We start from the raw sequence: 21432 nt of genomic DNA, 5'->3' as shown, positions 1-21432 counted from the left end.
CTTGCTGCACGGACCTGCTGTCATGACCGACACTCCCATCACCGCCCCCCAGCCCGACACCCTGCTTGCCCATGCGGGCGGCGGGCTCGACCCGTCTACCGGCGGAGTGGTGCCGGCCATTCAGCCCGCCACCACCTTCGCCCGCGATGCGGAGTATCGGCTGATCAGCGCCAGTCACCTTTACGCCCGCGACGACAACGACCTCTCCCGGCAGATCGAAAACCTGGTGATGCGGCTGGAGGACGCCCGCGACACCCGGGTGTTCGGAAGCGGCATGGCGGCGATCGCGGCGATTGTCCGCGCGGTGAAGCCCGGTGACAGCATCGTCGTGCAATCGGGCATCTACTGGGGCACGACCGCCTGGATGCGCGCCCATTGCGCCCATGTCGGCATTGCGCTGGTCGAGGCCGATGCCACGGAGACGGAGCGTTTCACCGAGACCATCCGCGAGAGCGGCCCGGCGCTGGTGTTTCTCGAAGTGCCGTCAAATCCGTTCCTGGCCATCGCCGATATCCGGGCCATTGCCGAGGCCACCCATGCCGCCGGGGCGGTGCTCGCCGTCGATGCGACCACGGCAACGCCGCTGTTGATGAAGCCGCTGGCGCTGGGGGCCGACCTTGTCTGCCATTCCGGCACCAAGGCGCTGAACGGCCATTCTGACGTTCTGGCCGGGCTGGTGTCGACGGCGGATGCGGACAGCGACATGTGGCGGTTCATCCGCGCCGAACGCCATGACGCCGGCGCGGTGCTCTCGCCCTTCGACGGCTATCTGCTGCAACGGGGCATGCGCACGCTGGCCCTCAGAATGGAGCGCATGTGCACGAGCGCGCAGAAGATCGCCGAACATCTCGACGCCCATCCGGCGGTTGAAAAGGTGCTCTATCCCGGGCTTGCCTCCCATCCGGGCCACGGGCTTGCCAAGGCGCAGATGAACGGCGGCTTCGGCTATCTGATGTCGTTCCTCGTCAAGGGGGATGCGCCGGAAGCGCTGGCGGTGATCGGACGGCTGAACCTGATCCTGCGGGCCACCTCGCTCGGCGGCGTGGAAAGCCTTGCCGAGCATCGTCACAGCCTGGAGGGCGACAGCAGCGGCGTGCCGCGCAACCTGATCCGCCTGTCGGTCGGGATCGAGGCGCCCGAGGATCTGCTGGCCGATCTGGACGCCGCGCTGTCAGGCCTGCCGGCCTGACAGGACCGGCGGCGCGGCGCGCGCTCCCTCCGCCTGCGTCTTGAGCCAACGGACAAACGCCTTCAGCGGCGGGCGCATCACACCTGGGCGGGTGACGATGTAATAGCCGGAGTTCGGCCGGGGATCTTCATAGAGCACCCGCAGGGTTCCGGCTGCGATATCCTCCTCCACAAAGGCGCGGGCGGTGGCGGAAATCCCCTCACCGCGCCGCACCCCCTCCAGCATCATGTAGCCGGGCAGATGGGTGATGTTCAGCCGCTGGGTCGCCACCAGCCCCTGGCTCTGCTGCCACTTGGTCAACTCGTCGGTGCCCAGTTCCTGCAACCAGGGAAACGCCGCCAGATCCTCGCCGCTCAGGGATTCGCGGTCGCCGACCAGCACGCGAGCGGCCACCACCACGAAATTGGTGGGCAGCAGCAACTGCGCATCGAGCCCCGGCCACTGGCCATCGCCGAAGCGAAGCGCCACATCGACACCGCCCGGCGCCAGCTCGACGATATCGGAAGTCGGCGTGAGCACCAGTTCCACCTCCGGATGACGCTGACGAAAATCGGCGATGCGCGGCATCAGCCAGCTCACCGCGAAGGACGGGGTCATGGTCACCTGAAGCGGGCGGGACCGCGCGCCGCCGGCCAGAAGGTCGATGGCACCACCGATGATGGAAAACCCCTGCTCCAGGCTGCGCGCCAGGTCCTCGCCTTCCGGGGTGAGCGCCATGCCCCTTCCCTCTCGCTGGACAAGCGGCATTCCCACATAGGCTTCCAGCGCCCGCACCTGTTGGCTCACCGCCGCATGGCTGACATTGAGCAACTGCCCAGCCTTGGTGAAACTGCGGGTTTCAGCAAGGGCCGCAAACGCCCTGAGGCTTCCGAGCGAGGGCAGATTGCGCCAGTCCATCTGTAATCTCACCTTACAAATCGAGAGAATTCCTGCGTCGAGCTGTACACGGGGGAAGCGTACCATAAACCCGTTACAAGTTGAGCGGAGGTTACGCCATGTTTTCCATTCTCGCCCGGTCGATGCTAACCGCAACCCGCAGCGATGTTCCGGAGGGGCCGTGCCGGCTTCCCCGTCAGGCCGAGCCGGCGCCCTGTCCCGCACAGGCCACCGACCAAACAACCGCCAAGCCTTCCAGCGACTGACACCGGCTCCTGACACACCGGCCGGTTTGCGCTACAACCGCTCCTGAATACGGTTGCTCGTCCGCGCTGTCGGCCGGGCCAGATCCGTCAGAAACTCCGGGAGCGGCGCTGTATGGCAAAGGTTGCATTCATTGGTCTGGGTGTCATGGGCTATCCCATGGCCGGTTTCCTGAAGACGAAGGGCGGCCACGACGTGACCGTCTACAACCGGACCGCCGCAAAAGCGGACAAATGGGCGGCAGAATATGGCGGCACGGTCGCGACCACGCCGGCCGAAGCCGCGCAAGGGTGCGACTTCGTCTTCTGCTGTGTCGGCAATGACGATGATCTTCGTTCGGTCACCATCGGTCCGGACGGGGCTTTTCACGGGTTGAAGCCCGGCGCGATCTTCATCGACAACACCACTGCCTCGGCCGAGGTGGCGCGCGAACTTCACACCGCCGCCGCCGCGCGAGATTGCGGCTTTCTCGACGCACCTGTTTCCGGCGGCCAGGCCGGCGCGGAAAACGGCGCCCTGACCGTGATGGTCGGCGGCGACGAGGACGTGTTCGCCAAGGCCCGCCCGGTGATCGAGTGCTACGCCAAGATGGTCGGACTGATGGGGCCGTCCGGCGCTGGGCAACTGGCCAAGATGGTCAACCAGATCTGCATCGCCGGGCTGGTGCAGGGGCTGTCGGAAGCGATCCACTTCGCCAAGAGCGCCGATCTCGATGTCGCCAAGGTCATCGAGGTGATTTCCAAGGGGGCGGCCCAGTCCTGGCAGATGGAAAACCGCTGGGAGACCATGCGCGACGGCGAGTTTGAGCACGGTTTCGCGGTGGACTGGATGCGCAAGGATCTTGGCATCGTCCTGAAGACCGCGAACGAGACCGGCGCGCGCCTGCCGGTCACCGCGCTGGTCGACCAGTTCTACGCCGAAGTGCAGGCCATGGGCGGACGGCGCTGGGACACCTCCAGCCTGATCGCCCGGCTGGAAAACGCCGACAAGAGCTGAGCCCTCGGACCTCAGCATAAACGCCCGCCCCGGACGCGCCGGAGGCGGGCGTTTTTTGTTTGTGCTGGCACACCGCACCGGAACGTTATTCGCCGGTCGCCTCCTGGACGATCTCCTCAAGCAGCGCGTTGACATTGGCAAGCGCTGCCTTGGAGGCATCCGATCCGGTTTCCGGCAGCTTGCGGTAGCCAACGGTCACCTGGCCCGGTGCGTCCGGCGTCTCGAACAGAAACACCGCATAGGGGCAGAAGGCGAGATTTCCGGCCCGCGCCTCCATCGCCGCCCGGGACAAGCGCGCGGAGCAGAACAGCATCGCTTCCGCCTTGGTGAAGATCTGCTTGTCGGACCCGACATCGCCGCCGGTGCGCGCCAGCATCTCGCCGATATGCGACACGTAATCGATGACCAGCCCCCGGTTGACGATGGCGCTTTCCAGATCGAACCGCACATCGTCATAGGCCCGCGTCACCGTCTTTCCGCTCGCGCTTTCCGGCAGGTCCGACGCGGAGACGGCCACCGCCCCCGGCACGGTCAGCATTGCTGCCAGAGCCAGCCCCGTGGCGGCACGCGCCAGGACCCGACCCCGCGCCGCAATCCTCTTTCCCAATACGCTTGTCATCCCGTCTCCTCCCTCGTGTCCGGCTTGCCCGCGTCAGGCTTCCGGGCACCTGTCCAGCGTTTCCAATCCGCTTATCATGCGAGGGATGGGGCAGGATGCAATGATATATCTCATTTTTCGAATATGAATGATCTCCCCGCTCCCCGATCAACCATCGCGGTCGGCCTTGGGCTTTTCGGTCGGCACATAGGCGAGCGGCAAGGCGCTGGTCGACTTGATCTGCTCCATGGCGAAGGATGTGGAGACGTCGGAAATATCGATCTTTGAAATCAACCGCTTGTAGAAGGCATCATAGGCCTCGATATCCGGCACGGCGACCCGCAGCAGATAATCGACCTGACCGGCCATGCGGTAGAACTCGACCACCTCGGGAAACTCGGAAATCACGTCCGCGAATTTGCGCAGCCAGTCGTCGTTGTGGCGCGACGTGGTGATCGAGATGAAGGCCGTTACCTTCACATTGACCTTCCTGGGATCGAGGATCGCCACCCGGCGCTGAATGACGCCGTCCTCCTCCAGCTTCTGGATTCGTCTCCAGCACGGGGTCGTGGACAACCCGACCCGGCGACCGACCTCGGCAACGGGAATGGTGCAGTCTTCCTGCAGGATCGAGAGAATGCGTCGGTCGATGCGGTCGATCATGATGGCAAGCCTCCGTTGCCGTTTTTCGAGCGGGATTCATTTTTCAACATCCCGCGAGAACGCGGCTATTACTTTCTCCAGAGAGGGTTATTTCAGAGAAAATTAGATTTTTCTTCCAAAGAACCCCTCTTTTCCGCTTGCCGCTTTTTGTCACCAATGTCAACTCACGGCCTCACAGAGAATTTTTTTCCGCGCATTGTCGATGCGCGCAAGGCTGGAGACCCGTGTCATGGCACTCCTCAGACACATCATTGGCGCCCTGGCGATTGCCGTCGTCATGGCGCAGGCGCCGGCGGCAATGGCCGCACCGGCCGTCACCCCGCTGGTTTCGACCGACTGGCTTGCCGCGAACCTTGACCGCGACGACGTGCTGGTGCTCGACATCCGTTCCAAGGGTGCGAAATCCGGCGAAGAAGACTATCTCAAGGGGCATATCCCGGGCGCACTGCGGAGCGCGTATCCGGGCTACTGGCGCACCAATCGGGGCAGCGTCACCGGCGTTCTTCCCTCGGTGGACAAGCTGGAAGCGGCTCTTTCGGAGCTTGGCGTTTCCGAGCGCAAGGCAGTCGTGATCGTTCCCGCGGGCACGGACAGCACCGAGTTCGGCTCCGCCGCCCGGATCTACTGGACGCTGAAGTATCTCGGGCATGAAGCGGTCGCCATTCTCGATGGCGGCCATGCGGCCTGGGTCGCGGAAAAGCGCCCACTTGAAACCGGCGCGGTCACGCCGCACGGCGACATGTTCGTTGCCGACATCCAGCCGGAGTTGCTGGTCTCGACCAGCGATGTGGCCGAGCGCATGCAGTCCTCCGCCATTCTGGTCGACGGGCGGCCTGAGGCCCAGTTCTCGGGCAAGGCCAAGCATCCGAATGCGACCCGTTTCGGCCGCATTCCCGGCGCGCAGAGCCTCGACCAGGCCCAGTTCTTCGACGCGGCCCACGGCCGGCTGAAGGACAAGACGACGCTGGCCAGCCTGGTGCCGCCGACGCTGGCCGACGCGAATGTGGAGATCGTCTCCTACTGCAACACCGGGCACTGGGCGGCGACCAACTGGTTCGTGCTGCGCGAGGTGCTCGGGCACAAGAACGTCACCCTGTACGACGACAGCATGGTCGGCTGGAGCCAGGACGAGGCCCTGCCCATGGCCTCCGAACGGTCGATGCTGGACGACATCAAGGCCTGGTTCAACTGACTTCCGGGCCGGGCCGACCCGCCGGTCGGCAGGCCGGACAGACCTCCTCCGGCCTGTTTCCGCCCTGAAGTACCTGACGCCCGGCCTTCCGCCGGGCGTCTTTTTGCGCTCCTGGGCGCCGCCCTACTCCGCAAGCGCCGCGGCAACCTCTGCCCGCAGCACCGGCAGATACTCTTCTTCAAACCACGGGTTCTTCTTCAGCCAGGCATTGTTGCGCCAGGACGGATGCGGCAGGCACAGCGCGGCAACGCCCTGCGCTCGGCTCGCCTCAAGGATCTCGCGCCAGGCGCCAACGGTCTCGCGCACCGAGCCCTTGCGCAGTTTTCCCAGATGATAGGCCTGGGCATATTGTCCGATCACCAGCTTGAGCCGGATCTGCGGCATCGCCGCGAACACCCGGTCATGCCAGGCAAGCCGGCATTCGCGCCGAGGCGGCAGGTCGCCGCCCTTGGCATCGAGCCCGGGGAAGCAGAAGCCCATGGGCACGATAGCCACCTGCGCCGCGTCGTAGAACACCGTCTCGCCGATGCCCATCCAGTCCCGCAGCCGGTCGCCGCTCGGATCGGTGAAGGGGCGCCCGCTGGCATGCACCCGGGTGCCCGGCGCCTGGCCGCAAATGGCGATCCGGGCGGAAGAGGACAGCACGCAGACCGGGCGCGGCGCATGCGGCAACGGCTGGCGCAAGGGCGCCTCGACGCAGATGCGGCAGTGCCCGATGGCGCTCTGCAACTCGCTCAACCCGCGATCGGGTCCTTCGTCCATCCCTGCCCGTTTCATGCTTCTCCTCCGGTTCGCCCGCGAATAGCGCAACGCTGCATTAACCATGTCCTTGAGCCGGATATTAAGGGTTGATGACCATCATGGGACAGAATTCGCAGTCCCGGGCAAGAGCCCGTCAACCTTTCGTGCAGGCAGCACATGGCGGCGCAGACAGCACAGAGCAGCCAGAAGAAGACCGCGCTGAACAGCGAGCGGGCGCAGCATCGCCGCGACGTGGCGCGGGCGGTGCGCAATGCCCGCGACCGCCTGTCCTCCGCCGACGGAGTGCAGCCGGACTTCGACTTCGAACTGCTGCTGACCTTTGCCCGCAACCGGCTCAGCGCGGCCCTCGCCCTGCCCCTGTTCACCTTGATCGTCGGCGGCATCTCGCTGTTGTGGATGAACCCGCCGGTCGTGGTGGCCTGGCTCGTTTTCACGCTGATCGCCCACGTCCTTCTGTTGATGACCTGCCGGCGCTTCGAGCGCGAGGAGGAGGCAGCGCGCGAGCTGGGCCGCTGGCGCCGGCAGATGGTGATCGGCGACCTGCTCTACGGTCTGGCCTGGGCCAGCTTCTTTCTGCTGCAATCGACCACCGATGTGCAGGACGGCTCGGAAATCTTCCAGTTCGCGACCATGCTGATCGTCATCGCCATGCTGACCATGCTGTCGGCCAGCATTCCCCGGGCGCTTCTGGCTGGCACCTTGCCGATCACGGCCGCGATCGTCGTGTCGTTCTTCAGCCAGCAGAGCGCCATTCACTATGCGATGATGGCCATGGCCATTGGCGCCCAGGGCTTTTTCCTGATGCTGGGCAACCAGCTCCACACCTCGACGGTGACCATGCTCGCCTATCGGGCGGAGAAGGATCACCTGATCGCCGAGCTGGAACAGGCCAATGCCATCTCCGACGAGGCCCGCCGGCGTGCCGAGGAGGCCAATCTCGCCAAGTCCCGCTTCCTGGCGACCATGAGCCATGAGCTGCGCACCCCGCTCAATGCCATTCTCGGCTTCTCCGAGGTGATGCACCAGCAGATCCTCGGCCCGATCGAGAACGAGACCTATCGCGATTATGCGGCCGACATCCACAATTCCGGCCAGCACCTGCTCAATCTGATCAACGAGATCCTCGACCTGTCGCGCATCGAGGCCGGACGGTACGAGTTGAGCGAGGAAGCGGTTCCGCTTCTCTCCGTGCTTGAAGAATGCAAGCACATGATGGCGATCCGGGCGCGCAAGAAGAACATCGTCATGACCGAGAGCGTCGAGCCCGATCTGCCGAAGCTCTGGGTCGATGAACGCGCTATCCGCCAGGTGATCCTCAACCTCATTTCCAATGCGGTGAAGTTCACCCCGAGCGGCGGCGAAGTGACGATCAAGGCCGGCTGGACCGCCGGTGGCGGCCAGTATGTGTCGATCCGCGACAATGGCCCCGGCATTCCGGAAGAGGAAATCCCGATCGTCATGCAGGCGTTCGGCCAGGGCGCCATCGCCATCAAGAGCGCGGAGGAAGGCACCGGCCTTGGCCTGCCAATCGTCCATGCGCTGGTCGCCATGCACGACGGCAAGTTCGAGCTGAAGTCGAAGCTGCGCGAAGGTACGGAAGCGGTGGTAACCTTCCCCGCCTCGCGCGTGCTGGAAGCAATGCCCGCCTTTAATGAGCCGCCGGCAGCGGCCGAGCGCCGCAAGGCCCGCCCCGTGTCGCGCCGCCGCGCCGCCTCCTGATCACTGAACCCAAGACGCGCAAGGCGGCCGCTCCGGTCGGTAGATGAGGGCCGAAGCCCTCTCCTCAGCCGTCCTTGTCGGCAACACCGGCATCGGCGAAGGTCGCCATGCCGTCATGCACCTGCGTCGCCGCCTTGACGATGCCCGCCGCCAGCGCCGCGCCGGTGCCCTCGCCAAGGCGCATGCCCATGTCCAGAAGCGGCGTCTTGCCCATGGTCTCCAGCGCGCGGCGATGTGCCGGCTCGGCGGAGACATGAGCGAACAGGCAATGATCGAGCGCTTCCGGGTCCATGGCGTAAAGCACGGCCGCGGCCGCCGTCGTCACGAAGCCATCGACGATCACCGGAATGCGCTGCAGGCGGGCGGCCAGCACCGCACCGGCCATGGCGGCGATTTCCCGGCCGCCAACACGGCGCAGGATCTCCAGCGGATCGCGCTCGCCCCCGATCCGGGCGACCGCCGCTTCCACCGCCGCACGCTTGCGCGCCATCCCGTCGGCATCGACGCCGGTGCCCGGGCCGACCCAATCGCCCGGCGCCCCGCCGAACAGCGCGGCAAAGACCGCAGCCGCAACGGTGGTGTTGGCGATCCCCATTTCGCCAAGGCACAGAAGGTCGGTGCCACCGGCCACAGCCTCCATGCCGAAGGCCATGGTCGCGGCACAGTTCGCCTCGTCGAAGGCATCGTCTTCGGTGATGTCGGGCGTGGGCATGTCAAGCGCCAGATCGAACACCTTCAGACCGAGATCATGGGCAATGCAAAGCTGATTGATCGCCGCGCCGCCCGCAGCGAAGTTCTCCACCATCTGCCGGGTGACCGAGGCGGGAAAGGCGGAAACGCCCTTGGCGGCGACCCCATGATTGGCCGCGAAGATCGCCACCAGCGGGCGGGTGATCTTCGGGCGGCCCTGACCACTCCAGCCGGCGACCCATTCGGCCAGCTCCTCCAGCCGCCCGAGCGAGCCGGCAGGCTTGGTGAGCTGGGCATCGCGGGCGCGCGCCTCCTGCCTCGCCTCTTCGTCGGGTCCGGGCATCTGCCGTACCAGGTTGCGGATATCATCGAACGGCAGGGCGGACGCGGACAGGGACATTCATGCTCTCCGGGCAGTATCTGGAAACTTGCGCCCGCAAACCGACTTTGCGGCATGCGGCGCGCCGATCTATAAACCGGCAGACCGGCACCGCAAAGACGAGCCGGCGAAAAAGCAGGGACCAAGCCGCCAATGCCAACCGATCAGTCTTGTTCCTCTGACCTCCCTCGCTGGTCGCCCGCTCTTCTCCTCGCCGACCTTGCCGGCACCGCCCGGTTCTTCTCGCGCCTGCCGATTCCCCGTCTTTCGCGCCGGGACGATCCGTCCGCCCTGCCCGACTTCCGGCGCGCCGCCGCGCTCGCACCGCTTGCCGGCGGCTTGATCGCCCTGCCGGGCGTGCTTCTTTTTGCCGCGCTTTCCGCCACCGCCCTGCCCCTGCCGGCGGTGGCGCTGATCGCCCTCGGCCTCGGGATCGCCGTCACCGGCGCCCTGCATGAAGATGGCCTGGCCGATCTCTGTGACGGTTTCTTCGGCGGGGCGACACCCGAGCGGCGTCTGGAAATCATGAAGGACAGCCGCATCGGCGCCTTCGGCACGCTGGCGCTGATCGTCACCATCGGCCTGAAGGCCGTGCTTCTGGCCGCACTGGCGGCCCGATCCGGGCCGCTTGCCGCCGCACTTGGCTGGTGGATCGCCGAGGCCGGGTCCCGTGCGGTCATGGTGACGGTCTGGAACCGCCTTCCCGCGGCCCGCCCGGGCGGCCTGGCGGCGCTCTGCGGTCAGCCGGACCGGACGGCCACCCTCATCGCCCTTGGCCTTGGCCTTCTGCCGCTGCTGCCGGCCACCTATGTCTTTTCCCCGCTCGCCCTCCTCCTCGCTGCCGCACTGGCGGGAGCCAGCGGGCTGCTGGTCGCCCGCCTGGCCCTTGGGCGGATCGGCGGCCAGACCGGAGATGTGCTGGGGGCGAGCCAGCAACTGGCCCTGCTCGGGACGCTGACGGGGCTTTGCGCCGTAGCCTGAGGTTGCCCCGCCCTGTCCCCAGCGGGCATCCCGTGCTAGGTAGGGCGAAACACTGGCGCCTTCCGACGACACGACGACCCAGGGCCTTTCGCACATGTCCTTGCCCCGCATTTCCTTCAGCCCGCGTCCGCGCGCCTGTCTTTCGGCGGCACTGCTGGTCCTCGCACTGACGCTGGCGGCGTGTTCGGGACGTCCGGGCGCGGGCAGCCTCGCCCTTTCCACCGCGCCGGCGCCGGGAGCGCAGGAACACACCATCCTGATCGCCACCACCCGCGAGCGCGACGACCGGCCCGGCACGTATTTCAACCGGGAACGCGCCGAACGGATCGACTTCGCCCGCGCCACCGTCTCCATTCCCCCGACCCACAAGCCCGGCCAGATCGAGTGGCCGGCCAAGGCGCCGGGCAATCCGGAAACGGATTTCACCGTACGGTCCGCCAACTATATCGACGGGAAATCGGCCTTTCGCGCCGCGCTTGACCGGGAGCTGGCCAAACGGCCGAAAGGCAAGCGGGAGGTGTTCGTCTTCATTCACGGCTACAACACCCGCTTTCCCGAAGCGCTTTTCCGGATGGCGCAGTTGACCGCCGATTCCCGCCTGCCGCATGTACCGGTGCTGTTCACCTGGGCCTCCGGCGGCGACGTCACCGACTATATCTACGACAACAACAGCGCCACCATCGCCCGCGACGCGCTGGAGGAGACCTTGCGCACGATTGCCGCCTCGAAAGCGGAAAAGATCAACATCCTGGCCCATTCCATGGGCAACTGGGCCCTGATGGAGACCGCCCGGCAGATCCGGATTTCCGGCAAGCCGCTGCCGGAGCGCAAGATCGGCCTGTTCGCCATGGCCGCCCCCGATCTCGATGTCGATGTGTTCAAGGCCCAGCTTCGCCGCACCGGCAAGCCCGACCGCCCCTTCATCCTGCTGGTGTCGAAGGACGACCGGGCGCTGAAGGCCTCCAGCCTGATTGCCGGCGGCAAGCAGCGGGTCGGCGCCTACGACAATGAAAAAGAGCTGGCCGAACTGGGGGTGACGGTCGTCGACCTGACGCAGATCGAATCCCTCGACGCGGCCCACCACGGCAAGTTTGCCCAGCTTGCCCAACTCGCGCCCGAGTTCCGCAAGATGCTGGCCGGACAGGGCCGCAGGGAAAGCGGCGGCGGGTCGGAGTTCGGCGTCGACAGCGTCGGCGATGTGGTCGGCTCGACCGCCAAGGCGGCGGTCACATTGCCGCTGAAGATCCTGACGGCACCGATCACCATCTTTTCCGGTGCGCAATAACTCCCCACATAATGGGGATGTCCGCCAATGATCGAGAGTGTGGAGCGTTGATGACTGAAATCCAGAGCCCTTGCGTCGACATCTGCCAGATCGACGCCGCAAGCGGGCTGTGCATCGGCTGCCGGCGCACGCTCGACGAAATCGCCGCCTGGGGCGGGCTGAGCGATAGCGAGCGCGCACGCATCATGGCCGAGCTTCCCGCGCGTGCCGAACGGCTTCGGGCGGCGGGCTGATGTTTCGTGGCAAGCTGGCCGGAACGCTGGTCGTCGCCCTCCTGATCGTGGTGATGCTGGGCGCGCTGATCGCCTTTTTCTCCAGCGCCCCCGCGCCGGGCGGCACCATCGATCTTTCCGACAAGGGACCGCGCATGGTGGCGCTGATCGCGCTGCTGGTGGTGTTTCTCGGCTCGTTGCTGGCGGCGCCGCCGTCGATCCCCACGCTGCTACGTTCGGTCGTTATCTGGTGCAGCCTCGCACTCCTGCTGGTTGCCGGCTACAGCTACCGCTCCGAGCTGGAGACCGTCGGCCGGCGCATGCTGGCGACCCTGATGCCGGGCCTGGCGGTGAGCGATGCCGGCGGAACCATCACCGTGGTGCGCGACCGATCGCGCCATTACCGCATCCAGGCGCAGGTCAACGGCGCACCGGTCACCTTCATGTTCGATACCGGAGCCTCCGCGCTCACCCTGACCCATGCGGACGCGCAGGCCGCCGGCTTCGATACCGCACGCCTGTCCTATACCGTGCCCGTTTCCACCGCCAATGGCATGGCGCAGGTGGCGGTGGTGCGGATCGACAGCCTGTCCATCGGCACCCTGACGCTCACCGACCTCAGGGCCTATGTGGCCCGCGACGGCGCGCTGGAGACCAGCCTGTTCGGCATGTCGGCCCTCGACCGGCTGAAAAGCTGGCGGGTGGAAGGAGACCGGTTGCTGCTGGAACCGTAACGGATTTCGGTTCAGCCCCACAGGCTCCAGGCGAAGCGGGCGGCCACGGTCAGCAGGAACAGGCCGAAGAACACCTCAAGCTGGCGCCGGGGCAGCGCATGGGCGATCTTCACGCCAAACGGCGCGGCGAAAGTGGTGACCGGGATGATCAGCGCGACACCGAGAAGATTGACATAGCCGAGCGAGAACGCCGGCAGGTCCGCATGTCCCCAGCCGGCCCAGACCATGCCGACGACACCGGGAATGGAGATCAGCACGCCGGTACCGGAGGAGGTCGCTACCGCCTGATGGATCGGACGGCCATAAAGGGTCATGAAGGTGTTGTTCATGACGCCGCCGCCAATGCCCATGAGCGTTGAGAAGAAGCCGATGAGCGCGCCGCAGATTGGCCGGATCGGATTGCCGGGAATATCGGTGCCGAGCCGCCAGCTCTCGCGATTGAACAGCATCCGCAGGCCGACGACCACGGCAATGCCGGCGAAGATCGCCTTGAGCCCGTCGCCGGAGACATAGGCGGCGACGAGACTCGCGGCCACGACGCCTGCCGGTACCGGAATCAGCCAGCTCTTCAGCAGGGCCAGATCGACCGCACCGCGCATCTTGTGCGCCAGGAACGAACGGAGCGAGGTGGGTACGATGATGCCAAGCGAGGTGGCGACGGAGACATGCATCCGCACCGATTCATCGACGCCGAGCCAGGTGAGGAACTGGTAGAGGACCGGCACCAGCACCGCGCCGCCGCCAATGCCGAACAGCCCGGCGAGCAGACCGGCGACCGCGCCGGACGCCAGCAGCGCAAGCACGAGGCCGATCACCTCGCCATTGATCGACGACAAATCCATAGGTCCCCCCAATGCCATGAAGGCAGGCCGCCGGCGGAAATGCCGCGCCCGCAAAGAGTCGTGCCGCTCCACCCCGGTGGAGACCACGCGCCCCCCTAACTGGCCCAGTGCGCCGGTTTTGTCCAGCGGGCGACCGGGCCAGCGAATGCCTTCAGACGCCTCCGGGGTGTGAAGGAAGAGCCGACGCCCATGGGCGAGGACAACGCCTGCCTCAGGCGGAGACCGGCTCCGGCCCACGCTCCATGGCGGCGCCGGCGCGAGCGATTTCCGCCAGCGCGCCATCCAGCACCTCGATCCCCGCTCCCGGCGCGACCGCGTCCACGGTCATCCGCCGGCGCCAGGCACGCGCGCCCGGCACCCCGTGGAACAGGCCGAGCATGTGCCGGGCGATCTGATTGACCCGCAGGCCCGCCGCCAACCGCTCGCGCATATACGGACGAAACGCCTCGATGGCCGCGTGTCTGTCTTCCGCCGGATCGGGCAGCCCGTGCAACCGGCTGTCGACCCGCGCCAGCTGCCAGGGATCGTGATAGGCCGCGCGGCCGAGCATTACCCCATCGACATGGGCAAGATGCGCTTCCGCCGCCGCCAAGGTGGCGATGCCGCCATTGATGCCGATGTAAAGATCCGGCAGACGCTGCTTCAGCCGGTAGACCCGGTCATAGTCGAGCGGCGGGATATCCCGGTTTTCCTTGGGCGACAGACCCTTCAGCCAGGCCTTGCGGGCATGGACCCAGAGCGCGTCGACGCCGACAGCGACAAGCCCGTCCGCCATGGCATCGAGGGCCGGTTCCGGGTCCTGATCATCAACGCCGATGCGGCATTTTACCGTCACGGGGATATCGACCACCGCCTTCATGGCGGCAACGCACTCCGCGACCAGTTCCGGCTCACGCATCAGGCAAGCGCCGAAGCGGCCCGATTGCACCCGATCGGAAGGACAGCCGACGTTGAGGTTGACCTCGTCATAGCCGAAGTCGGCGACAATCCGTGCGGCCCGCGCCAGTTCATCCGGATCGGAGCCGCCAAGCTGGCAGGCAAGCGGATGCTCGATGTCGCTGAAGCCGAGGAGCCGCTCCCGGTCGCCATGCACCACCGCCGCGGCCGCCACCATCTCCGTATAGAGCAGCGCCTTGCGGGTCAGGTGACGGTGAAACACCCGGCATTCCCGGTCGGTCCACTCCATCATGGGTGCAACAGCCAGGCGGGAGGCCATTGATAGGTATTTGTTTTTCTTGCTCTCAGTCACCTGAACGCCTCTTCAATCCGTCTCGTTCGCGCGCGTTCCCCTCCCCCCTGTTCCAATACCGGAGCTGGCACAATGTACCAAATGAGGACGTGAACCGCGCCGCGTTTTCCGACGGCGGATTTTCGTTCGTTACGCGACAATGCTCCCGGTTTCCAGAGCCACGTCGCAACCAGCGTCCGCTGGCGGGGTATTCCCGACAGCGTTTCGCAGGTGACGGCTCTTGAATCAATCCCCCATTCCAGCGCAACAGACTCGCCGGGTGTGTACCACGAGCCCGGCAGATCGCACTGGGCGCGTCAGCGGGCCATCATCGTGTCCGGCAGCCACGTCACGATTTGCGGGAACGCGAAGAGCAGAACGATGGTGACCATCTCGATGGCGACGAACCAGAGCGCCCCCCGGAACACGTCCGGCAACGGCGTGTCCCGGTCGATCCCCGCGATCACGAAACAGTTCAGCCCCACCGGCGGCGTGATCAGCCCGATCTCGCACATCTTGACACAGAGAATGCCGAACCAGATCGGATCGAAGCCGAGGCCCGAAATCGTCGGGAAAACAATGGGGAGCGTAATCACCATCATCGAAAACGCATCCAGAAACATCCCCAAAGGAATGTAGGCGAGCAGCAGAACCGCCACGATGACATAGGGCGAGACGCCACTTTGCGTGATCGCGCCGGCAATCATTTGCGGAACCTGAACGAGGGTCAGAAAATAGCTGAAGATGCCAGCCCCGATCATGATGAACAGGATCATCACCGTGGTCGTCGCCGTCGAACGGAAGCTTTCAGAAAGCGCGCCCCCGAGGTTTCCACGCGCCGACCTCGCCAGAAGAAGCATCACAAATGCCGCGAGCGCCCCGATTGCCCCAGCCTCCGTGGGCGTCACCAGCCCGAGGTAGATCCCGCCGAGAACAATCAGGAAGAGCACCACAACCTGCCACGCCTGTGTCGTGGCCGAGAGCCGCTCTGCCCAGGGGGCCCGGGGCGCGCGGGTGGTCCTGTCCTGCACCTTGTGACCGATCAACGCCACGCCAAGCATGAAGGCAACCGTTGTAATCAGCCCGGGCACGAAACCGGCGATCAGCATCTTGCCCGCCGAGACTTCAGTCAGGGCCGCATAGAAGATCAACAGGACCGAGGGCGGGATCAGGACACCCAAAACGCCGCCCGCAGCAACGGCCCCCGCCGCAAGACGGCGATCATAGCCCTTTTGCTTCATTTCAGGGATGGCAACAGACCCCACGGTGGCCGCGGTGGCAACGGAGGAACCAGAGGTCGCCGCAAAGCCCGCCGAGGTCAGGATGCTCGCCATGGCAAGACCGCCGGGCAAATGGCCGACCCATTTGTTGGCCACATGAAAAAGCCGTTTGCCGACCTGCGCGTGATGGGCAAAGGCGCCCATCAGGATGAAGAGCGGGATCACGGTGAGCGCGTAATTCGCCGTGTGAATGAAGGAAAAGGATTTCAATCGGGCGAGCAAAAAGCCCGCATCCTCGACCATGATGATGCCGAAAGCCCCGGACAGCGCCAAGGCGGCAAAGACCGGCGTGCCAAGCGCCATGAGGAGAAAGATCAGCCCGACGGCGAGCACCGTGATGGGGATCACATCCATTTCAGATGTCCTGTCATTGTGAGGGACCTTACCCGTCGCCATGCACTTGCGACCGCGCCGGGCGAGGCACGTGAACCTGTCTGGACCCTAGTGCAACTCGGACGGAACGCGGGTCGGTGTCGGTGCGGCGACCTGTTTCAACGCGATGCGCAAGGCATGGACCACGGCTTGCAGAGCGGCGAACCAAAGCCCCACGGCAACCGCGATCTTGGCCCACCAGATCGGCACCTGGAAATAGCCCCAGCGGAATTCGCGGATCGAGAAGGAATAGATCGCTTCCTGTGTCGCGGGCCATGCCAGCATGACGAAGGTCAGCCCCGCGAACAGCCACGCCAGAGAGGTACAGCCACGAGACCAGGGGCCGGGCAACGCATCGGTCATCATCGTGACCCGGATATGCCCGTCATCGAGCAAGGTGGCCCCAAGGCCCATGAAGACCACCATCACCATGGACATTTCCGTCATCTCGAAAAGGCCGGGCACCGCACGTCCGAAGGTGGCGCGGGCCACCACATCCAATGTGATGGCCACCATCATGAAGGCAAGAAAGCTCAATGCCACCCATGATGTGAGCCGCGAAACCCCGTCGAGCAGGCGGTTCAGGCGCGCCAACATGGCTTAAAGGTCTGCCGCGATTTCGACCGGACGCTTCATCGTCCCGGTGCCCGCGTGGCGCGAGATCGCCTCTTCCACGACCTTCTGCATGGCCTCGCCATTGATGCCATTCGGCCCGGCAACCGTCTCGATCCATTTGTCGACCTGAGCCGGCTGAACCGTGGCCTTGGCCTTGGCCTTCTCCTCATCGGACAGTGAGGACAGCGTGACGCCTTCGGCGAGAGCCTTTTGCACGTAGTCGGCCAATGCCTTGTTGTAGATTTCCGCGAATTTGCCCGCGTAGAGCTCATCGGCCAGATCGGTGCAGACCTGTTGATGGGCGGCAGGCAGGCCGTCCCAGACGCGCCGGCTCATGACCGTTAACGCCGGCGCATGCGGACCGTCACCGATGTCATGGAAATTCGGGGCAATCTCGTGGAGCTTGTAGGCCACGGCGGTCACGAAATCGAAGCCGTAGACCCCATCGAGCACGCCGCGCTCAAGCGCCTGATAGACTTCGCCCGCCGCCATCGGCACGGCGATGCCGCCAAAGCTTTCGATCACATCGGTGGCTACACCATAGGCGCGGATCTTCTTGCCCTTGAGATCGGCGAGCGAGGTGATCGGCTCACGCAGGATCAGGGGCGCGTAGTTCCAGTTGGTCCAGTAAAGCACCTTGGAGCGATGCCGGTCTTCCCACTCCTGGCGCAGCGGCGCGAAGTTTTCATACACATCGCGGCACACCAGCTGCAATTCATCGGCGCGCTCCATGCGGAAATACCATTCAAGCCCGCGCGTGACCGGCAGTTCGGCCTGGTAATAGCCCGGCGAAATCAGGGTTGCGTCGCTCGTCCCATCGCGCACCGCGCCAAGATGCTCGCCCACCTTGTTGAGGCTTCCGGCCCAGTAATATTTCATACCGATTTCGCCGTTGGTGCGCTTTTCCAGTTCTTCAAAGAACCAGCGATCGATCCAGGACGGTCCGGCGGTTTCGCTCACATAGCTGTCGAATTTCAGCGATGTCGCCGCATGCGCCAAACCGGGCAGGCTCGAGAACAATCCGGCGCCAGCCAGAGCACCCGTCGCTTTCAGAAAATCACGTCTTCTCATGGCGTTTTCTCCTCCAGTGAGACCGAGCTCCTCCGGCCCGGTTCTCTTGTTTTCCGGTTCACACCGGCGTCGTCCCAGATCCGGCCTGGGTTCTGAGTTCCGTTTTCAGAATCTTCCCATAGCTGTTCTTGGGCAGGTCCTTGACGAACTCGTAGTGTTTGGGCCGCTTGAACGCCGCTATATGCTGACGGCACCAACTGTCGAGTTCCGATACGCTGGCACTTCGCCCTTGTTCGAACACCACATAGGCGACCACCTGTTCACCCCAGTCCGGCTCCGGCACGCCGATCACGGCAACCTCGAACACGGCCGGGTGACGCAGCAGCGTCTCCTCGACTTCCCGGGGATAGATATTCGTCCCCCCGGAGATGATCACATCCTTCGAGCGGTCGGTGAGATAGAGAAACCCGTCCTCGTCCAGATGCCCGAGATCGCCCGTATGCAGCCACCCGTCCTTCAGGGCTTCCGCGCTGGCCTGCGGGTTCTTCCAGTAGCCCTTCATGACGGTCGGCCCCTTGACGCAAATCTCGCCCGTGGCCCCCGTTGGCAGAGGCGTTCCGTCCGCCCCGAGCACCGCAAGAGCCACGGCCCCCTGTGCGATCCCCACCGAGGCGCGGCGCGCCTGCCAGCGCGGATGCGACTGGTCCGCGACCAGGTCCCGGCCAAGAGCGGAAATCGTCATCGGCGTTTCGCCCTGACCGTAAATCTGGACGAAGCGGGGGCCGTAACACGCGAGGGCTTCATTGATGTCATTGGCATACATCGGCCCCCCGCCATAGATGATCGTACGAATGCCCTCGCCCGCATATCCTTGCGCTTTGGAGGCAGCGATCAGCCGCTTGACCATTGTCGGGGCCGCAAAGAAAACGAGCTGCCCCCGTGTCCTGGCAAGGTCGATGATCTCCTCGCTGTCGAACCCATGGGATGCGGGGACGAGATGGGCGCCACCGGCGCGAATTTGCGCGAACATATAAAGCCCCGCCCCATGCGACATCGGCGCGGCGTAGAGCATATGATCTTCAGACTGCGCACAATCCACGTCCAGGGCGTAGCAAAGGGTCATCTGGCGCAAGTTGTCATGGCTCAGCATCACGCCTTTCGGGGTTCCTGTCGTCCCGGAGGTGTAGAACAGCCATGCGAGATCCTGCCCCTCAACGGGCGCAGGCGCCGTGATCTTCTCATCCCGCGCGCCGGAGGCACTCAGGGGTGTCTCGTTGATATCCGGCTGATCGGCAAAGACCGTACCGCTTTGCGTGAAAACCGCCTTGGCTTCCGAATCCCGAATGATCCATTCGGCTTCTCTCGGGTGAAGCTTGCAATTGATCGGCACCACCACGGCGCCAAGCCACCAACAGGCATGAAGCAGTTCGATGTACTCAGGGGCATTCTTGGCAAAAATCGCCAGCCTGTCGCCCGCCTGAACGTCGTGTTCGGCGCGCAACCAAGCCGCTCGGTTGCAGGTCGACTGCAGGAGCTCGGCATAGGATTGACGCAACACGTCGCCCTCATACAGGGCTGGACGGCTCGGCCATGACAAGGCCGTCTGATACAGCCAGTTTGCGATGTTCATGATCTTGTCGGTCTTTGGAATGTCTGTTTCAGGCGCGGTCGGCCTTCAAAACCGTCGCGTAATTGGCGACGGCTGCCCCACCCATGTTGAAGGCAAGCCCCCATTCCGCGCCATCGCGCTGGATCGCGCCGGCACGCCCGGTCAATTGCCGGAACCCCAGTGCAAGCATGGAAATGCCCGTGGCGCCGACCGGATGGCCCTTGGCCTTGAGGCCGCCGGACAGGTTCACCGGCGTACGGCCGTCCGCATAAACCGTTCCCTCAGCCAGAGCGCGGGCGCCCTGCCCTTTTTGAGCAAGGCCCATTGCTTCGTAGATCAGCAATTCGGCGGGCGTGAAACAATCGTGAACCTCGGCGAAATCAAGATCGGAAACGTCGATCCCCGCCGCCTTGTAGGCCATGTGAATGGCCCGCTCCGGGCCTTCAAAGTCCACGAATTCGCGGCGGCTCATCGGCAGGAAATCGGAGACGTGCTCGGCGGCGGCCACCAGAACCCGCGTCGACGCATCTGCGGCATGGGCCTGATCGGAGCTCAACACGATTGCGGCGGCGCCGTCGGTGACCAAAGAGCAGTCGCTCAACCGCAGCGGCGGCGCGATCAGGGGGTTTTTCTCGCTCACCTCGCGACAGAATTCGTAGGGCAATGCCTTGTGCATCTGCGCCAAGGGATTCTTCATTGCGTTTTCGTGGTTCTTGGCGGCAATCCGCGCAAACGTGTCGGCTGGATCGCCATACCGTTCGGCATACCGCTGCGCCGCGATGGCGAACACCTGCGGGAAACTCAACCCCGCCTCGGCCTCATCCCCCTGATATCCGGCCCCCGCCAGGGCGGCGGTGACATCCGGTGTCGAGCGGTGGGTCATCTTTTCCGCGCCCACGACCAGCACATTCCGGGCGCGCCCGCCGCGAATGGCATTCAGTCCGGCATGGAACGCCGCTGCACCCGAGGCGCAGGCATTTTCGCAGCGCGAGGCAGGCGTGAAGCGCAGATCGGGATGGGCTTGCAGGATCAGGGACGACGCAAAACCATCTGGCACCAGTCCCGAATTGAAGTGTCCCAGAAACACTGCATCAATCTCGGCAGGAGGGATCTGAGCCTCCTCCAAAGCCTCGCGGGTCGCTTCGACAACCAGCTCCTCAAGGCTTTGTTCCAAACGGCCAAAACGGGTGTGACCGGAACCGGTGATGTAGATGTCTGTGTTCATGAAATTTCCTCCTGGCACTAGGCTCAGGAAAAAAACGCATGGCAGCAACACGTGTATTTACGTAGAAATCTACGTAGAAATTACGTAGATGCCTATGCAGCGAAAAAGGGAGCCCCGATGAGCTACGATCAGATTTCCGAGGCAGACCTCGATCTAACCGGCTTCATGGATGCTCCGATCGGCCTCATGGTGCTGTCCAATCGCGTCATTCGACGGGTCAATACGGAGATCGAACGGATCTTCGGCTGGACCCGGGACGAGCTTGAGGGGCAGTCCATCCGGATCCTTTACCCATCGAGTGTCGATTACGAGAAGACCGGCGCGAAGTGGCAACGGTGGCTCAAGGGCCGTCCGCGCTATGTGGATGAGCGGTTCATGCAATGCCGCAGCGGGGAGATCATATGGACCCGCGCCGCAGGCCGGACGTTGACCCCGGACGATCCCTTTCGGCTGATGGTCTGGACCTTTGAACATCTGGAAAACAGACCGGCGACATCGGCCACATTGACCCCGCGCGAACGCGAAGTCGCGCGATATATCGTGAATGGCTACACCAGCAAGGAGACGGGACAGGCCATGGGCATTTCCCCCCGCACGGTCGAGGTCCATCGCAGCTCCGTCATGAAAAAACTCGATGTTCACAACGCAGCCGAACTGGTCGCCAAGATGATCGTCCAGAGCTGACACCGGCCGCCATCAAGTCCGGCCCC

21 protein-coding genes are annotated in these 21432 nt (G+C 64.6%); 9 read left to right on the top strand and 12 right to left on the bottom strand.

Annotated elements, in window-relative coordinates; all coding sequences use genetic code 11:
- Positions 1-22 precede the first annotated feature (22 nt).
- Positions 23-1189 (top strand): trans-sulfuration enzyme family protein, encoded by a 1167-nt coding sequence (locus tag IEV83_RS00630; protein ID WP_181758333.1) that lies wholly within the window; start codon positions 23-25, stop codon positions 1187-1189.
- Here the strand turns inward: IEV83_RS00630 and IEV83_RS00625 are convergent.
- Positions 1172-2086 (bottom strand): LysR family transcriptional regulator, encoded by a 915-nt coding sequence (locus IEV83_RS00625; protein ID WP_181758332.1) that lies wholly within the window; start codon positions 2084-2086, stop codon positions 1172-1174. The genes IEV83_RS00630 and IEV83_RS00625 overlap by 18 nt on opposite strands.
- A gap of 357 nt (positions 2087-2443) precedes the next feature.
- Between IEV83_RS00625 and IEV83_RS00620 the strand changes: the two genes are divergently transcribed.
- Positions 2444-3325 carry an NAD(P)-dependent oxidoreductase gene (locus IEV83_RS00620; protein ID WP_181758331.1) on the top strand — a complete coding sequence of 294 codons (882 nt, stop codon included), beginning with the start codon at positions 2444-2446 and terminating at the stop codon, positions 3323-3325.
- Between the two features lie 85 nt (positions 3326-3410).
- On the opposite strand, the gene IEV83_RS00615 is transcribed toward IEV83_RS00620, so the two are convergent.
- Both IEV83_RS00615 and IEV83_RS00610 read right to left on the bottom strand, forming a co-directional pair.
- On the bottom strand, positions 3411-3944 hold the full coding sequence (locus IEV83_RS00615) for a DUF302 domain-containing protein (RefSeq protein ID WP_209002921.1): 534 nt from the start codon (positions 3942-3944) through the stop codon (positions 3411-3413).
- Between the two features lie 147 nt (positions 3945-4091).
- Positions 4092-4583, bottom strand: coding sequence for an Lrp/AsnC family transcriptional regulator (locus IEV83_RS00610; RefSeq protein WP_209002950.1), 492 nt, complete (start codon positions 4581-4583; stop codon positions 4092-4094).
- Between the two features lie 232 nt (positions 4584-4815).
- On the opposite strand from IEV83_RS00610, the gene IEV83_RS00605 reads away from it, so the two are divergent.
- Positions 4816-5778, top strand: coding sequence for a sulfurtransferase (locus IEV83_RS00605; RefSeq protein WP_181758329.1), 963 nt, complete (start codon positions 4816-4818; stop codon positions 5776-5778).
- Between the two features lie 123 nt (positions 5779-5901).
- On the opposite strand, the gene IEV83_RS00600 is transcribed toward IEV83_RS00605, so the two are convergent.
- Positions 5902-6555, bottom strand: a complete 654-nt coding sequence (locus tag IEV83_RS00600; RefSeq protein ID WP_244628013.1) for a uracil-DNA glycosylase family protein — start codon at positions 6553-6555, stop codon at positions 5902-5904.
- A gap of 141 nt (positions 6556-6696) precedes the next feature.
- Between IEV83_RS00600 and IEV83_RS00595 the strand changes: the two genes are divergently transcribed.
- Positions 6697-8259: a sensor histidine kinase gene (locus tag IEV83_RS00595; RefSeq protein WP_181758328.1), complete on the top strand. Its 1563-nt coding sequence runs from the start codon at positions 6697-6699 to the stop codon at positions 8257-8259.
- Positions 8260-8323: 64 nt separating this feature from the next.
- Here IEV83_RS00595 and cobT read toward each other — a convergent pair whose 3' ends face one another.
- Positions 8324-9349: a nicotinate-nucleotide--dimethylbenzimidazole phosphoribosyltransferase gene (gene cobT, locus IEV83_RS00590; protein ID WP_181758327.1), complete on the bottom strand. Its 1026-nt coding sequence runs from the start codon at positions 9347-9349 to the stop codon at positions 8324-8326.
- A 132-nt stretch (positions 9350-9481) separates the two neighbouring features.
- Here cobT and cobS point away from each other — a divergent pair, with 132 nt between their 5' ends.
- From cobS to IEV83_RS00570, 4 genes are all read left to right on the top strand, one after another.
- Positions 9482-10309 (top strand): adenosylcobinamide-GDP ribazoletransferase, encoded by an 828-nt coding sequence (gene cobS / locus IEV83_RS00585; RefSeq protein ID WP_181758326.1) that lies wholly within the window; start codon positions 9482-9484, stop codon positions 10307-10309.
- 94 nt (positions 10310-10403) lie between these two features.
- A complete protein-coding gene (locus tag IEV83_RS00580; protein WP_181758325.1) occupies positions 10404-11594 on the top strand; it encodes an alpha/beta hydrolase in 1191 nt (396 codons plus the stop codon).
- A 50-nt stretch (positions 11595-11644) separates the two neighbouring features.
- Positions 11645-11827 carry a DUF1289 domain-containing protein gene (locus IEV83_RS00575; RefSeq protein ID WP_181758324.1) on the top strand — a complete coding sequence of 61 codons (183 nt, stop codon included), beginning with the start codon at positions 11645-11647 and terminating at the stop codon, positions 11825-11827.
- Positions 11827-12540, top strand: coding sequence for a retropepsin-like aspartic protease family protein (locus IEV83_RS00570; protein ID WP_181758323.1), 714 nt, complete (start codon positions 11827-11829; stop codon positions 12538-12540). The genes IEV83_RS00575 and IEV83_RS00570 overlap by 1 nt, the downstream gene beginning before the upstream one ends.
- An 11-nt stretch (positions 12541-12551) precedes the next feature.
- On the opposite strand, the gene IEV83_RS00565 is transcribed toward IEV83_RS00570, so the two are convergent.
- The 7 genes from IEV83_RS00565 to IEV83_RS00535 form a co-directional block, all read right to left on the bottom strand.
- Entirely contained in the window at positions 12552-13382 is an 831-nt protein-coding gene (locus IEV83_RS00565) for a sulfite exporter TauE/SafE family protein (protein WP_181758322.1), read from the bottom strand.
- A 211-nt stretch (positions 13383-13593) separates the two neighbouring features.
- On the bottom strand, positions 13594-14598 hold the full coding sequence (gene dusA / locus IEV83_RS00560; protein WP_181758321.1) for a tRNA dihydrouridine(20/20a) synthase DusA: 1005 nt from the start codon (positions 14596-14598) through the stop codon (positions 13594-13596).
- A gap of 329 nt (positions 14599-14927) precedes the next feature.
- Complete coding sequence (locus IEV83_RS00555; protein WP_209002920.1) at positions 14928-16286, bottom strand: TRAP transporter large permease; 1359 nt, start codon at positions 16284-16286, stop codon at positions 14928-14930.
- Positions 16287-16331: 45 nt separating this feature from the next.
- On the bottom strand, positions 16332-16859 hold the full coding sequence (locus IEV83_RS00550; RefSeq protein ID WP_181758320.1) for a TRAP transporter small permease: 528 nt from the start codon (positions 16857-16859) through the stop codon (positions 16332-16334).
- Positions 16860-16862: 3 nt separating this feature from the next.
- Positions 16863-17948, bottom strand: a complete 1086-nt coding sequence (locus IEV83_RS00545) for a C4-dicarboxylate TRAP transporter substrate-binding protein (protein ID WP_181758319.1) — start codon at positions 17946-17948, stop codon at positions 16863-16865.
- Between the two features lie 58 nt (positions 17949-18006).
- Entirely contained in the window at positions 18007-19518 is a 1512-nt protein-coding gene (locus tag IEV83_RS00540; RefSeq protein ID WP_181758318.1) for a class I adenylate-forming enzyme family protein, read from the bottom strand.
- Between the two features lie 28 nt (positions 19519-19546).
- The gene (locus IEV83_RS00535) at positions 19547-20722 is read right to left on the bottom strand and encodes a thiolase domain-containing protein (protein WP_181758317.1); all 1176 of its coding nucleotides are present in this window, start codon (positions 20720-20722) and stop codon (positions 19547-19549) included.
- Positions 20723-20839: 117 nt separating this feature from the next.
- Between IEV83_RS00535 and IEV83_RS00530 the strand changes: the two genes are divergently transcribed.
- Positions 20840-21406, top strand: coding sequence for a LuxR C-terminal-related transcriptional regulator (locus IEV83_RS00530; RefSeq protein WP_181758316.1), 567 nt, complete (start codon positions 20840-20842; stop codon positions 21404-21406).
- Positions 21407-21432 lie beyond the last annotated feature (26 nt).

The organism is Stappia taiwanensis (genome assembly GCF_014635285.1).
Taxonomy (GTDB): domain Bacteria; phylum Pseudomonadota; class Alphaproteobacteria; order Rhizobiales; family Stappiaceae; genus Stappia; species Stappia taiwanensis.
This window is presented reverse-complemented; position numbering and strand designations above follow the sequence as displayed.

Excerpts from the sequence above, each read along its gene's own strand:
- IEV83_RS00630 (WP_181758333.1), top strand. The coding sequence starts at position 23 with ATGACCGACACTCCCATCACCGCCCCCCAGCCCGACACCCTGCTTGCC.
- IEV83_RS00625 (WP_181758332.1), bottom strand. The coding sequence starts at position 2,086 with ATGGACTGGCGCAATCTGCCCTCGCTCGGAAGCCTCAGGGCGTTTGCG.
- IEV83_RS00545 (WP_181758319.1), bottom strand. The coding sequence starts at position 17,948 with ATGAGAAGACGTGATTTTCTGAAAGCGACGGGTGCTCTGGCTGGCGCC.
- IEV83_RS00535 (WP_181758317.1), bottom strand. The coding sequence starts at position 20,722 with ATGAACACAGACATCTACATCACCGGTTCCGGTCACACCCGTTTTGGC.
- cobT (WP_181758327.1), bottom strand. The coding sequence starts at position 9,349 with ATGTCCCTGTCCGCGTCCGCCCTGCCGTTCGATGATATCCGCAACCTG.
- IEV83_RS00530 (WP_181758316.1), top strand. The coding sequence starts at position 20,840 with ATGAGCTACGATCAGATTTCCGAGGCAGACCTCGATCTAACCGGCTTC.
- IEV83_RS00580 (WP_181758325.1), top strand. The coding sequence starts at position 10,404 with ATGTCCTTGCCCCGCATTTCCTTCAGCCCGCGTCCGCGCGCCTGTCTT.
- IEV83_RS00555 (WP_209002920.1), bottom strand. The coding sequence starts at position 16,286 with ATGGCGACGGGTAAGGTCCCTCACAATGACAGGACATCTGAAATGGAT.
- IEV83_RS00595 (WP_181758328.1), top strand. The coding sequence starts at position 6,697 with ATGGCGGCGCAGACAGCACAGAGCAGCCAGAAGAAGACCGCGCTGAAC.
- IEV83_RS00605 (WP_181758329.1), top strand. The coding sequence starts at position 4,816 with ATGGCACTCCTCAGACACATCATTGGCGCCCTGGCGATTGCCGTCGTC.
- dusA (WP_181758321.1), bottom strand. The coding sequence starts at position 14,598 with ATGGCCTCCCGCCTGGCTGTTGCACCCATGATGGAGTGGACCGACCGG.
- IEV83_RS00550 (WP_181758320.1), bottom strand. The coding sequence starts at position 16,859 with ATGTTGGCGCGCCTGAACCGCCTGCTCGACGGGGTTTCGCGGCTCACA.
- cobS (WP_181758326.1), top strand. The coding sequence starts at position 9,482 with ATGCCAACCGATCAGTCTTGTTCCTCTGACCTCCCTCGCTGGTCGCCC.
- IEV83_RS00600 (WP_244628013.1), bottom strand. The coding sequence starts at position 6,555 with ATGAAACGGGCAGGGATGGACGAAGGACCCGATCGCGGGTTGAGCGAG.
- IEV83_RS00620 (WP_181758331.1), top strand. The coding sequence starts at position 2,444 with ATGGCAAAGGTTGCATTCATTGGTCTGGGTGTCATGGGCTATCCCATG.
- IEV83_RS00540 (WP_181758318.1), bottom strand. The coding sequence starts at position 19,518 with ATGAACATCGCAAACTGGCTGTATCAGACGGCCTTGTCATGGCCGAGC.
- IEV83_RS00615 (WP_209002921.1), bottom strand. The coding sequence starts at position 3,944 with ATGACAAGCGTATTGGGAAAGAGGATTGCGGCGCGGGGTCGGGTCCTG.
- IEV83_RS00575 (WP_181758324.1), top strand. The coding sequence starts at position 11,645 with ATGACTGAAATCCAGAGCCCTTGCGTCGACATCTGCCAGATCGACGCC.
- IEV83_RS00570 (WP_181758323.1), top strand. The coding sequence starts at position 11,827 with ATGTTTCGTGGCAAGCTGGCCGGAACGCTGGTCGTCGCCCTCCTGATC.
- IEV83_RS00565 (WP_181758322.1), bottom strand. The coding sequence starts at position 13,382 with ATGGATTTGTCGTCGATCAATGGCGAGGTGATCGGCCTCGTGCTTGCG.